The sequence below is a fragment of the Prevotella sp. 885 genome (assembly GCF_002265625.1).
Taxonomy (GTDB): Bacteria; Bacteroidota; Bacteroidia; order Bacteroidales; family Bacteroidaceae; genus Prevotella.
The window spans coordinates 138,933-152,254 of the sequence record NZ_NOVE01000003.1 but is presented as its reverse complement, the minus strand read 5'-3'; the positions used below and the strand labels follow the sequence as shown (position 1 = coordinate 152,254).

Sequence of the window (13,322 nt, the reverse complement as noted above, 5' to 3'; positions counted from 1 at the left end):
ACGCTGCAAAAGACCAAATTATAAATAGCAAATCCACTCACGTCAAGGAATAATAGCATGCTTTCCTTCTCATAGTAGCATATTTTTCGTAATTTTGTATTGGCTAACAAAAATATGATTCACACAATCCGAAGAACAAGATGAACATTATAAAATCAAGGAAGACAACAGCGTACATTTTCGCCTTTATGGGGCTGTTCGTTTCATTATTGCTCTCGTGCAGCGATAAGGATGCTAACACCGCAGAAGAGCGTGCTTTGACTTTTGCACAAAACTACTTCAATCTGAGGTACAAGCAGTCATTAACGCTGTGTACGGAAAATGCCAAGAAGTGGATTGTCTTCAGAGCCACTAACATTACGCAAGAAGACGTGGACGTAATAAACGCTCAGACGGACACCGCAGAATGCGAAATAGATGACGTGGAGCTTAACGACGACGAAACAACTGCGGACGTGAAGATGACCATCAAGAACGTCCTGGTGTGCGACTCCATAGGAAAGCGCGGCAGCATCAAGGAAAAGATAAAGAAGACGCTTAGGATGAAGAAGGTGTCAGGAAACTGGTATGTGGACACGGAATGTCCTATATAAAAACAAAACGGAAACATAATAGAAACTTTTAAGAAAGCACATGATATCAATAGATAATCTGACAGTAGAATTTGGTGTTAAACCTCTCTTTAAAGATGTCAACTTCGTTGTCAACGACCGCGACAGGGTAGCTCTTGTAGGAAAAAACGGCGCAGGCAAGTCAACTATGTTGAAGATAATCTGTGGGCTGCAGCACCCCACAAGCGGAAACGTGGCAATTCCCTCGGACACAACGATTGGCTACCTTCCGCAGGTGATGATTCTTCAGGACAACACCACCGTGAAGGAAGAGGCACGCAAGGCGTTTGCCGACAACACGAAGATGAAGGAAAAGATTGACAGGCTGAACAAGGAGCTTGCCGAACGTACCGACTACGAAAGCGAGGAATACGCCAAGCTCGTGGAGAAATTCACTACAGAACACGACAGATACCAGATGCTTGGAGGCGACAATTATGAGGCTGAAATAGAACGTACACTTACCGGTCTCGGTTTTCTGCGCACCGACTTTGACCGTCCTACAAGCGAATTCAGCGGAGGATGGCGTATGCGTATAGAGCTGGCGAAGATTCTGCTCCGCCATCCCGACATCCTGCTTCTCGACGAGCCCACCAACCACCTTGACATTGAGAGTATAGGATGGTTGGAGAGATTTCTGCAGCAGAACGCCAAGGCTGTGGTGCTCGTCAGCCACGACCGCGCATTCATTAACAACGTCACCAACCGCACCATCGAAATAACCTGCGGAAGAGTGAACGACTATAAGGTGAAGTACGACGAATACATTAAGCTGCGCGACGAAAGACGCGAACAGCAGATCAGAGCTTACGAGAATCAGCAGAAAGAAATAGCTGACATCAAGGACTTCATAGAGCGTTTCAGATATAAGCCGACAAAGGCTGTGCAGGTGCAAAGCCGAATAAAGCAACTGGAGAAGATTGTGCCCATCGAGATAGACGAGGTGGACACGTCTGCCATGCGCCTCAAATTCCCGCCTTGCCTCCGTTCTGGCGACTACCCCATTATCTGCGAGGACGTGCGCAAGGACTACGGCGAGCACACAGTATTCTCTGACGTGACGCTGACCATCAAGCGTGGCGAGAAGGTGGCTTTCGTGGGCAAGAACGGCGAGGGAAAGTCTACTCTCGTGAAGTGTATCATGAACGAGATTCCGTTTACGGGCAACTTGAAGGTTGGTCACAACGTGCAGATAGGCTACTTTGCACAGAACCAAGCGCAACTTCTTGACGGCGAACTGACGGTTTTCGAGACCATAGACAACGTGGCGAAGGGCGACATCCGACTGAAAATAAAGAACATACTCGGTTCGTTTATGTTCGGAGGAGAAGCCATTGACAAGAAGGTGAAGGTGCTTAGCGGAGGCGAACGCAGCCGACTGGCTATGATAAAGCTGCTGCTTGAGCCTGTGAATCTCCTTATTCTCGATGAGCCAACCAACCACCTCGACATACCTTCAAAGGAAGTGCTGAAGGAGGCAATAAACGCTTTCGACGGAACAGCAATCATCGTAAGCCACGACCGTGAGTTCCTTGACGGACTTGTGACGAAGGTTTACGAGTTCGGAGGCGGAAAGGTAAGAGAACATCTGGGTGGCATTTATGACTATCTGAGACAGCACAACATAGAAAGTCTGGACCAGCTGGGCAATAACAACACCTCCCCCACTTCCACATCCGCAGCCAACGACGTGGCAGCCAACGCCAAGACGGAAGACAAACCTGCCAAGCAAAGCTACGCCGAACACAAGGAATGGCAGAAGAAAATCCGTAAGGCGGAGAAGAGCGTGAAGGAGTCGGAGGAGAGAATTGAGGCAATGGAAAACCGCCTGAAAGAGCTGGACGCACAGCTCTGCACTCCGGAAGGTGCCTCAGACATGAAGCTTGTGACGGAATACACCGAAATAAAGAAGCGCATGGACGAGGAAGAACTCATCTGGACACAGCTGTCGGAAGACCTGGAAAACCTCCAGAGCCAGGATGCCTAACGTAAAAATAACGGACAACAGGAAAGGCATAATACAATAAAGGACGACACGGAGCGTTATAATAAATATGAGAATTAAAACAATAATATTCCAGATAATCTGCTTGCTTGTCACAGTTACGGCAAGCGCACAGACATTCACGCTCCAAGGACGCGTTACTGACGAGAATAACGACCCAATAGAATTTGCCTCTGTTTCGTGTCTGAAACAGGGCAAGATGACTATGACCTCATTGAAGGGAGAATACAGTATGCAGCTGCATTCGGCTGACTCTGTGGTTATTAAGTTCTCAATGATTGGCTACAAAGCCAAGACACGCATCCTCCGTCGTCCCCGTGGCAAGCAGACGCTGCAAATAGTGCTCCACTCAGATGAGAACCAGTTGGGCGAAGTGACCATAACCGGAAAGAAGATTGAGACGGGTCAGATGGAAGACATCAGCAAGGACCACCTGAAGTCGCTTCCGTCTGCCAGCGGCAATGCCGTGGAGGAACTCATACAGAGTCAGGCAGGCGTGTCGACTCATAGCGAACTTTCGTCGCAGTATAACGTGCGAGGAGGATCGTTTGACGAGAACAGCGTCTACATAGACAACGTGGAAATCTATCGTCCGTTCCTCGTAAGAAGCGGTCAGCAGGAAGGCATTTCGGTCATCAATCCTGACATGGTGGAGAAAATCAGCTTCTCTACGGGAGGTTATGAAGCAAGATACGGCGACAAGATGTCTTCAGCATTGAACATCAAATATCGTAAACCCAAGAAGTTTGAGGCTACTGCTTCGGCAAGTATGCTCGGAGCAAGCGCATTCGTGGGAGTTTCAAACAAAAAGGTTTCGTGGAGCAACGGCTTCAGATATAAGACCACAAAGCATCTTTTAGGTTCGATGGACACGAAGGGAGAATACAGCCCTACGTTTATCGACTATCAGACCTACCTTACATACACACCCAATAAGCGTTGGGAGATAAAGTTGCTCGGAAACATTTCGGACAACCACTACAACTTCACGCCGGAAGACCGTGAGACGAAATTCGGTACGATGGAGAATGTAAAGGCGTTCCAAGTTTATTTCGACGGACAGGAAAAGGACGTGTTCCGCACCTTCTTCGGTGCTGTAGGCATTACCCGCAACTTTGGTGAGAAGACTTCACTCTCGCTCATTGCTTCCGCATTCAACACAAGAGAGCAGGAAAAGTATGACATTCAGGGTCAGTACTGGCTCACACAGACTGAGACGAGCGAGAATCTTGGTGTAGGCACTTACTTTCAGCATGCCCGCAATTATCTTAAGGCTCATGTGGAAAGCGCAAAGCTGCTGTTCAAGACCAAGTATAAAAAGCATGACATTGAGGGAGCGTTCACCTTCAAGAAAGAGAAGATAACGGAGAATTCCGTGGAATACGAGATGCGCGACTCCAGCAACTACAGCGTGCCGCATACAGGCAAGGACCTTTATATGATCTACAGCATGAGGGCTAAGAACGTGCTCGACGCCAACCGTATAGAGGCTTATATTCAGGACGCTTTCCGCTTTACAAGTAACAACGAGAAGACGCTCTACACTCTTAACTACGGCGTAAGACTGAGCCATTGGAGCTACACGAAGGAGACCATTGTCAGCCCACGCGTTTCGCTTGGCATCATTCCTGCCTTCAACGAGAACATCACAATGAGATTCGCAACGGGCCTTTATTATCAGGCTCCTTTCTTCAAAGAGCTTAGAGACACCACCACGCAAAACGGCATCACTTACGCCTCGCTCAACAGCAAGGCAAAGAGCCAGAGATCCATACACTTCATCGCAGGTTTCGACTATCGTTTCCGCATGAACAACCGCTCATTCAAGTTCACAGCAGAGGCTTACTATAAAGCCCTTGGCAACCTTGTGCCTTACAGCGTCAACAACGTGAAGGTGGTGTATTACGGCAGCAACGAGAGTAGCGGTCATGCTGCCGGCATCGACCTGAAGCTTTACGGCGAGTTCGTGCCGGGCACAGACTCTTGGTTGTCGCTATCGCTTATGAACACAAGTATGAAGCTCAACGGCAAGTCGATTCCTCTACCGACAGACCAGAGATACGCCATCAACATGTTCTTCACAGACTATTTCCCTGGAACAGACAGATGGAAGATGTCGCTTAAACTTGCTCTTGCTGACGGTCTGCCATTCTCGGCACCGCATCAGGAACTGGAATCGAACGTATTCCGTGCTCCTGCTTACAAGAGAGCGGACATCGGACTGAGCTATCGTCTTCTGAACAATGAGGGTAAGCAGAGAAAGCACATTCAGTTGAGAAACGTATGGCTCGGAGCCGAATGCCTAAACCTGTTCGGCATAAACAACGTCAATTCATACTACTGGATTACGGACGTAACCGGCGGACAATATGCCGTACCGAACTACCTGACAGGCAGGCAGATTAACTTTAGAGTTACAGTTGATTTCTAATCATAGATTTCTAACACGGATTTCCAAAACTGCACAGAATGACACCTCTGAAACATTACCTCGCCATAGCCACAATATGCTTGAATGCAAACAACGTCATGGCGCAGAACAACGAAATAAAGTCAGAACAGATAGCCTCCCTGCAGGTTGTGGCTGGTACAGACTGGCTGGAAATGCCGGTCGTCACGCTTGGTGGCGACAAGCCCATAAACATATCGTTCGATGATCTTACGCATGAAGGCCGTCGTTATGTTTATAGGCTTGACCATTGCGAAGCGGACTGGACTACGTCTACCGAACTGTTTGACAGCGACTATTGTGACGGCTTTGCTGATGGCAACACTATTGACAACAACGAGGAGTCGATAAACACCAACACTCTCTATACGCATTATTCATTCCAGATTCCTAACGAGAAATGCCGGATAAAGAAAAGCGGCAACTATCGAGTTACTGTGTACGACGAGAATGAGGGCGACACGGTTTTCAGCGCTTGCTTCATGGTGGTGGAGCCGCTGATGGGCATTCAGATGTCGGTAACGTCAAACACGGACATCGACATAAACAAGAGTCATCAGCAAGTGGCGTTATCGCTCAACTATGGCAATATCTCAATCTCAAATCCAGAACGCGAGATTCGCGTGGCTGTATTGCAGAACGGCAGATGGGAAACAGTACGACGCGATATGCGCCAGCAATACACCACCCCTTACGGAATGAAATGGGAGCATAACAGGGATTTGATTTTCGACGGAGGCAACGAATACCATAAGTTCGAGGTTCTCGCCACCGATCATCCTACGTTAGGCATCGAGAATATCTGGTGGGAGAACAATGACTATCATGCCATGGTATGGACAGACCTCCCAAGACCAAGCTACGTTTACGACGAGGACGCCAATGGCGCTTTCTATATTCGCAACAGCGACAATATTGAGAACGACCGCATCTCTGAATATGTGAATGTGATGTTCAGACTGAAAGCTCCAAGACAGAACGGAACAGTCTACGTTAACGGCGTGTGGACCAACGGAGAGTTTACGCCGAAATACGAAATGACATACAATGAAATAGCTCAACAATACGAGGCTATAATAAAACTAAAACAGGGATATTACTCGTATCAATATCTGACAAAACGAGATGATGGCAGCATTGTTCCTGTTTCGTCTGAAGGCAATTTCTTTCAGACCGAAAACGAATACCAAGCTTTTGTTTATTGGCGACCAATAGGAGAAAGAACGGATCGCCTTGTAGGTTATTCTTCCGTTAGAACCAAATAAGAGGTTCTAACGGAAGCTTTCTTTATAAAATCATTTCTTGATTCGCTTAATAATCTTTCCGTCATACGTCACCACCAGTTCCACAATATAACTGATAGATGTCTCAGGAATAACAAGCACGGCATAGAAATGCATGCCTTCTTCATTGGCTTGATTGAACGTAATATCGCTCAACACTAACTGACGCAGGATGTCCGAAGGGATGTTCTTCTGGAAGTCCTGTTTGCGGAAGTCGCTTGAGAACAGGCGTCGTGCCCCGTTAAAAACTCCCAGATTGACAATATTGTCATAATAGACATTGCCCACCTCCACTCCATCGTCATTGAACGTGGACTTCACCACCTTGTATGTGGTAGGATTCACCTGAACATAACAATGATATTTCTCCGCGCCATGATAGAGAACGGTGTCTCGTTTGACAATCCTGTTCTGATTGACAGCCAAGAAAGTCTTGGGAGCAAACAAGTCTAAGTATGACTCATCGTCGGTTTTTACGAGCTTTACTCGTTCACCATTTTGGTTCACAAAGACAAAAAGATGAGGAGTCTGCTTCACAATATGGTATTTAACCGTATTGCCACCCACCACCACGAAAGAGTCTTTCTCCACTCTGAAATAGGCAGGCATACTCGTAGAATCAGGGAAAAAGACAGAATCGCCCTTTATTCGGAAAGCGACGTCGTCTCCGTCATCATCAAGCCATATTCCTTGAAGATTCTTTTTTGCCTCAAGATTCTCCTGTACGACTTCTTCCTTCCTGTCATTGCCACGCTGTCCGCATGCCACAAAAAACAGGACAAGACCAATCAACAGGAAAAATACTGATTGTTTTCTTATCATTCTGGACTTTATTTTTCACATACAAAGGTAATAAAAAATCCCAATAAAACACAAACCAATAAATATAAATAAAAGACAAAAAGCATAAATACATTAAACCTGTAGATAACGAAGTCAATTTTTATACCAATATTTTTTGCGACTAAAAATAAAATGCTTATCTTTGTGGATTATGAGAGAAATAGAGAGACACATAGTACGATTACTGCTGGATAATGACTGCGTTATTGTCCCAGGCTTTGGTGGCTTCTTGGCGCATCGCATACCTGCTTCATACAATAAAGCAGAGGGAATCTTTCTGCCTCCATCAAGAACAATAGGCTTTAATCCAATGCTGACAATGAACGACTCATTGCTGGCACAGGCATACGCAAGCTGTTACGATATCAGCTACCCTGAAGCCCTGAAGCATATAGATAATGATGTTGCCGTTCTTAAGCAGACCATTGAAGAAGAAGGTGAGCTGAATATCTGCGGATTGGGACGTATTGTGCTCAATCAAAGCGGAAACTATGACTTCCATCCTGATCAGTCAGGATTCGTTTCACCAGACCTGTACGGACTGGACACATTCGAGATTACTCCTATGGCAGCAGAAGAAAGCATGGAAGAGCCTCAACAGGAACTTCCCAATACAGCTATTACTATGCAGCCTGTCATTACCGAACAACCGAAGCCTCAGCCTGTGGTACAGCAAGTTACTGAAGTGTCTGCCGAGACAAATACCACTTCAGAAACGCAACAGGAAGAGACTAAAGATAAAGAGATTGCCATTCGCATTCCTATGCGCACGCTCAAACATATTGCAGCTGCTTGCATAGCAATTATAATCCTCCTTTCTGTTCCGTCTAAACTTGGCGACTCCAGCAAGAACTATACAAGCCATGGGGCTATTGACACAAGTTTCCTGTATGAAATGATGCCTAAGGAGATTACCAACGGTAAGCCAGAGAAGCTTAACACTATAGCTTCAAAAAAAGAAGCGGTCAAGGAAGTTGCAGAACCAACCGTAAAAGCAGAGGTAGAGATTACTAAAGACGAGAGCTATTTCACCATAGTGCTCGCAAGTCGCGTGGCTCGTAAGAATGCCGAAGAATATGCCAAGCTGCTCCAAAGCAAAGGCATTGACGCAGCTGTAACTTCTCAGGGAGGCACAAAGGTAACGTACAAGAAATTCAAGAATAAGGAAGAAGCCCAGAAAGCAATGCGAGTTCTTTCAGACAGGAAGGAATTTAATGGCTGCTGGATAACAGAAATCAAATAAAAAAGGATTCCATTACAAGAAAAGAATGAAAAGAGTAAGATGCCCCAAATGTGACAATTACATCACATTTGACGAAAAGAAATACAAAGAAGGACAGTCTTTAGTCTTTATGTGCCCACAATGCGGCAAGCAGTTTGGTATTCGCATCGGTACCAGCAAGCTACGCAACACACAAAAGGAAGACAATCCTGACGAGAACGCTGATGACAGCCGCTACGGATACATCACAGTCATAGAGAATGTCTTCCATTACAAGCAGGTAATTCCCTTGAAGATGGGTGTCAATGTAATAGGACGTTATATGAAGAACAGCGGTGTGAATTGCGCCATAGAGACCAACGATCCAAGCATTGACATTAACCATTGCTCAATAACAGTAAGCAGGGGAAAGAACGGCAAGTTGAAATATGTTCTTAAAGACGGCCCCAGCTATACCGGCACATTCGTCGATAACGTCATACTCGGCGATAGAGAACAAAGAGTCATCGAGGACGGTACGCTGTTCACTATCGGAGCAACAAGCGTGATACTGCATACGCAGGACGAAAACGAGGAAAACAAATAATTAGAATTACAAACAAGCAAGCATAAAAATGCCGCTATTCCAACAATGTTGATTTGGAATAGCGGCATTTTAATTTTATACAAGCCTTACTTAAGCAAGCCATACCCTATCATTACTCGTCCTTAAACGAGAGTTTCTCAAGGCGACTCTTAAGCAACGGAGCCTGCGATTTTCTTATACTGAGTTGTATTTCACACGTATTATCATAAGTCTGACTGACGATTCGCGGCGACATATCCTTAATAATCTTCATCACGTCATTCATCATAACGTAAGGAAAATCGTACGTCACCACTTCCTCGTCATACAGCTTTATGACCTCTGCGTTTGCGATTGCTTCAGCCGCTGCCGTGCGATAGGCAACGATAAGCCCACTCGTTCCAAGGTTAACACCACCATAATAACGCACGACGATAATCAATATGTCGGTCAGCTCATTCTTGTTTATCTGACCGAGGATTGGTTTTCCGGCTGTACTGCTGGGTTCGCCGTCGTCATTGGCACGAAACTCTGTACGTTGAGCGCCAAGCATATAAGCCCAACACACATGTCGGGCATCATAATACTTCTTTCGATATTCTGAAACAATCTCCTTTATCTCTTCTTCTGTAGTTACATGAAAGGCAAAAGCGAGAAACTTACTACGTTTCTCGCTATAGAAGCCTTCCGAGATATTATCCTTTATTGTGAAATACTCGTCAGTAATGTTCATTTTAAAATTATTATCAAGACAATTTGTGGATTACCAATCCTGATCTGAGCTTCGGCTCGAACCACGTAGCCTTAGGAGGCATAATCTTACCGCTGTCAGCAATGTCGATAATCTGCTTCATCGAAACAGGATACAATGCCAATGCTACACGCATCTCACCGCTGTCAACGCGACGCTTGAGTTCCTCGAGACCTCTGAGACCACCGACGAAGTCGATGCGCTTGTCAGAGCGGAGGTCTGTGATGTTCAGAACCTTGTCAAGGATAAGACGGCTTGAGATGTCAACGTCAAGAACACCGATAGGATCAGAATCGTCAAATGTGCCAGGCTTAGCATTCAATGCATACCAATGCTTGTCAAGGTAGAGCGAGAACTCGTGCAGACGCTGCGGCTTATAGATAGCCTCACCCTTATCTGTTACCTCGAAGTTCTCACGCAATGCATCGAGGAACTGCTCAGAAGTAAGACCGTTAAGGTCCTTCACAACGCGGTTATAGTCGAGCACGGTAAGCTGTGAAGCCTGGAAGCAAACAGCCATGAAGTAGTTATACTCCTCGTCACCCTTATGGTTAGGATTGTTCTTAGCCTTCTCTGCACCTACCAAAGCAGCAGCAGCACTACGGTGATGGCCGTCAGCGATGTAGAGAGCTGGCATCTTAGCGAACTCCTCTGTGATGGTCTTTATGTCAGCATCGTCGGTAATAACCCAGAACTTATGGCCGAATCCGTCAATCGGAGAAACAAAGTCGTACTCAGGCTTACCAGCGGCATAGCGCATAATCAGCTCGTTGAGCACAGCATTGTCAGGATATGCGAAGAACACCGGCTCGATGTTAGCGTCATTAACGCGAACATGCTTCATGCGGTCTTCCTCCTTGTCGCGGCGTGTCAGCTCATGCTTCTTGATGGTGCCGTTCATATAGTCATTAACGAAAGCACCAACCACAAGACCATACTGTGTCTTGCCGTTCATGGTCTGAGCGTAGATATAGTAAGACTCCTTCTCGTCCTGACGAAGCCATCCCTTATCCTGGAACTTCTGGAAGTTCTTAGCAGCCTGCTCGTACACTCTGGGGTCGTACTCGCTTGTGCCCGGTTCAAAGTCGATTTCCGGCTTTATAATGTGGTAAAGGCTCTTTTCGTTATCGCCAGCCTCAGCTCTTGCCTCTTCGCTGTCGAGAACATCATAAGGACGTGAGGTGATTTCCTCAACCATATCTTTCGGAGGGCGTACACCTTTGAAAGGTTTAATTGTTGCCATACTCGTATGTTGTTTTTAAGAAATTGTGTAAGAATAGATTATTTGTTCACCTGGAATTTTGTGCATCCGTCTGCGAAGAAAGCATTAATCTGCTTAGCTGCAGCGATACCAGCATTGATGTTAGCCTCAGCAGTCTGAGCACCCATCTTCTTCGGTGTTGCGAAGTAGCGACCCTCGAACTTGCAGAATTCCTCGTGTGCGTCAGGCATGATGTCTGAAACATACTTCAGGTCTGTACGCTCCTCAAGCAACTTGAGAAGTTCCGGCTCATTGATAACTTCCTTGCGGGCTGTGTTAACGAGGATACCACCCTTCTTCATCTTGCCAACGAGAGCAGCATTGATGCTCTGCTTGGTTTCAGGAGTAGCAGGAATATGGAGCGAAACGACGTCGCAATTCTCGAACAGAGCATCCTGTGAGTCAACAGCCTTAACGCCAGCAGCCTCAATAGCCTCCTTCGGGCAGAATGCGTCGTAAGCATAAACGTCCATACCGAAGCCCTTAGCGATGCGAGCTACGTTACGACCTACATTACCGAATGCGAGGATACCAAGCTTCTTGCCCAAAAGCTCCGAACCAGACTTGCCGTTATAGAAGTTGCGTACAGCGTATACCAACAGACCGAATACCAATTCTGCCACAGCGTTAGAGTTCTGTCCGGGAGTGTTCTCCACTACGACGTTCTTCTCTTTTGCGTAAGCGATGTCTATATTGTCAAAGCCAGCACCTGCACGAACGACAATCTTAAGAGCCTTAGCTGCGTCAAGCACCTCAGCCGTAACCTTGTCTGAGCGTACGATCATAGCCTCTACGTCAGCTACGGCGTCAAGAAGCTGCTGCTTCTCTGTATATTTCTCCAACAGAACCAGCTGATGACCAGCACCTTCAACTTCTGCCTTAATGCCATTAACGGCTGCTGCTGCGAACGGTTTCTCTGTTGCTACTAATACTTTCATAATTTCTTTTGATTTAAGGAGTTAAACATTTTGGCGACGTTCATCATGGTCAATCAGATTATTATCAAGTCTTAAAACTATATTTCGACTTTTTTCAGTCGCCATTAAGGTTATTTAATTGCAGGAAGGAAATACACATTATATTATATACTATGTATTTCCTTCCTTTAGAGTGTTATTTTATTAATGCTGCTGCTCGAATTCCTTCATGCATGCTACCAATGCCTCAACACCCTCGATGGTCTGAGCATTGTATGTACTTGCGCGGAAACCGCCAACTGAACGGTGGCCCTTGATACCGACCATACCCTTAGAAGTAGCGAAGTCGAAGAACGGCTTCTCCAGCTCCTTGTACTCGTCGTTCATCACGAAGCAGATGTTCATGAGCGAGCGTGAATCCTCAGCTACTGTGCCACGGAACAACTTGTTGCGGTCGATTTCGTCGTAAACGATGCGAGCGCGCTCGATAGCTCTGCGGTCCATCTCCTGAACACCACCGTTAGCCTTGATCCAACGGAGAGTCTCAAGAGCGCAGTAGATAGGCACTACAGGAGGAGTATTGAACATTGAGCCTTTCTCTACGTGTGTACGATAGTCAAGCATTGTAGGAATCTGACGCTCAGCCTTGCCAAGAGCATCATCCTTAACGATTACGAGAGTAACACCTGCCATAGCGAGGTTCTTCTGAGCACCGGCGTAGATGCAGTCATACTTAGCAACGTCGATAGGACGGCTGAAGATATCAGAAGACATATCACCGATAAGTCTTACGGGAACCTCAGGCTCCTTGCGAATCTCTGTACCATAGATAGTATTGTTGGTTGTTATATGCAGATAGTCAAGATCTGTCGGGCATGTCCAATCCTTCGGATAGAATGAATAGTTGGCGTCAGCAGATGAAGCCACCTCAACAACCTCGCCGAAGAGCTTAGCTTCCTTCATAGCCTTCTTAGCCCAAACACCACTGTTCAGGTAACCAGCCTTCTTGATAAGGAAGTTATAAGGAATCATGCAGAACTCGAGTGAAGCACCGCCACCCAGGAAGAGAACTGAATATCCCTCAGGAACCTCAAGGAGCTCCTTAATCAAGGCTACTGCCTCATCAACAACAGGCTGGAAATCCTTTGCTCTGTGGCTGATTTCAGCCAAAGAGAGTCCCGAACCGTTGAAATCCAAAATCTGACGAGCTGTGTTCTCTATCACTTCGCGCGGAAGGATAGACGGACCTGCATTAAAATTGTACTTCTTCATAAGAATGTCTATTAAGTTAATAATTTGTTCTTTGTTTGTTATTAGTTGTTGTTTCGCAAGCGAAATTACTACTTATTTTTGAAAAGTCCAAATAAAAAGCAAAAATTAATACATCTAATTTGATTTCGACTTTATAAAGCTTA

At 46.1% G+C, this 13,322-nt stretch carries 11 protein-coding genes; 6 read left to right on the top strand and 5 right to left on the bottom strand.

Annotated elements, in window-relative coordinates:
* Window positions 1-140: 140 nt before the first annotated feature.
* The 4 genes from CHL74_RS02450 (at window position 141) to CHL74_RS02435 (ending at window position 6,330) form a co-directional block, all read left to right on the top strand.
* Window positions 141-593 (top strand): hypothetical protein, encoded by a 453-nt coding sequence (locus CHL74_RS02450; protein WP_141241210.1) that lies wholly within the window; start codon window positions 141-143, stop codon window positions 591-593.
* A 40-nt stretch (window positions 594-633) separates the two neighbouring features.
* A complete protein-coding gene (locus CHL74_RS02445) occupies window positions 634-2,598 on the top strand; it encodes an ABC-F family ATP-binding cassette domain-containing protein (RefSeq protein WP_094879533.1) in 1,965 nt (654 codons plus the stop codon).
* 67 nt (window positions 2,599-2,665) lie between these two features.
* A complete protein-coding gene (locus CHL74_RS02440) occupies window positions 2,666-5,047 on the top strand; it encodes a TonB-dependent receptor (protein ID WP_094879532.1) in 2,382 nt (793 codons plus the stop codon).
* A gap of 38 nt (window positions 5,048-5,085) precedes the next feature.
* Window positions 5,086-6,330 carry a DUF5103 domain-containing protein gene (locus CHL74_RS02435; protein ID WP_094879531.1) on the top strand — a complete coding sequence of 415 codons (1,245 nt, stop codon included), beginning with the start codon at window positions 5,086-5,088 and terminating at the stop codon, window positions 6,328-6,330.
* A 30-nt stretch (window positions 6,331-6,360) separates the two neighbouring features.
* Here CHL74_RS02435 and CHL74_RS02430 read toward each other — a convergent pair whose 3' ends face one another.
* On the bottom strand, window positions 6,361-7,170 hold the full coding sequence (locus CHL74_RS02430) for a DUF4738 domain-containing protein (RefSeq protein ID WP_094879530.1): 810 nt from the start codon (window positions 7,168-7,170) through the stop codon (window positions 6,361-6,363).
* A gap of 172 nt (window positions 7,171-7,342) precedes the next feature.
* On the opposite strand from CHL74_RS02430, the gene CHL74_RS02425 reads away from it, so the two are divergent.
* Window positions 7,343-8,434 (top strand): SPOR domain-containing protein, encoded by a 1,092-nt coding sequence (locus tag CHL74_RS02425; RefSeq protein ID WP_094879529.1) that lies wholly within the window; start codon window positions 7,343-7,345, stop codon window positions 8,432-8,434.
* 25 nt (window positions 8,435-8,459) lie between these two features.
* Complete coding sequence (locus CHL74_RS02420) at window positions 8,460-8,999, top strand: FHA domain-containing protein (RefSeq protein WP_094879528.1); 540 nt, start codon at window positions 8,460-8,462, stop codon at window positions 8,997-8,999.
* Window positions 9,000-9,111: 112 nt separating this feature from the next.
* Here the strand turns inward: CHL74_RS02420 and CHL74_RS02415 are convergent, their stop codons facing one another.
* From CHL74_RS02415 to serC, 4 genes are all read right to left on the bottom strand, one after another.
* Window positions 9,112-9,705, bottom strand: coding sequence for an IMPACT family protein (locus CHL74_RS02415; protein WP_176452151.1), 594 nt, complete (start codon window positions 9,703-9,705; stop codon window positions 9,112-9,114).
* Window positions 9,706-9,724: 19 nt separating this feature from the next.
* Window positions 9,725-10,972 carry a DUF1015 domain-containing protein gene (locus tag CHL74_RS02410; protein ID WP_094879526.1) on the bottom strand — a complete coding sequence of 416 codons (1,248 nt, stop codon included), beginning with the start codon at window positions 10,970-10,972 and terminating at the stop codon, window positions 9,725-9,727.
* A gap of 38 nt (window positions 10,973-11,010) precedes the next feature.
* A complete protein-coding gene (locus tag CHL74_RS02405) occupies window positions 11,011-11,928 on the bottom strand; it encodes an NAD(P)-dependent oxidoreductase (protein WP_094879525.1) in 918 nt (305 codons plus the stop codon).
* A gap of 183 nt (window positions 11,929-12,111) precedes the next feature.
* On the bottom strand, window positions 12,112-13,179 hold the full coding sequence (gene serC / locus CHL74_RS02400; protein ID WP_094879524.1) for a 3-phosphoserine/phosphohydroxythreonine transaminase: 1,068 nt from the start codon (window positions 13,177-13,179) through the stop codon (window positions 12,112-12,114).
* Window positions 13,180-13,322 lie beyond the last annotated feature (143 nt).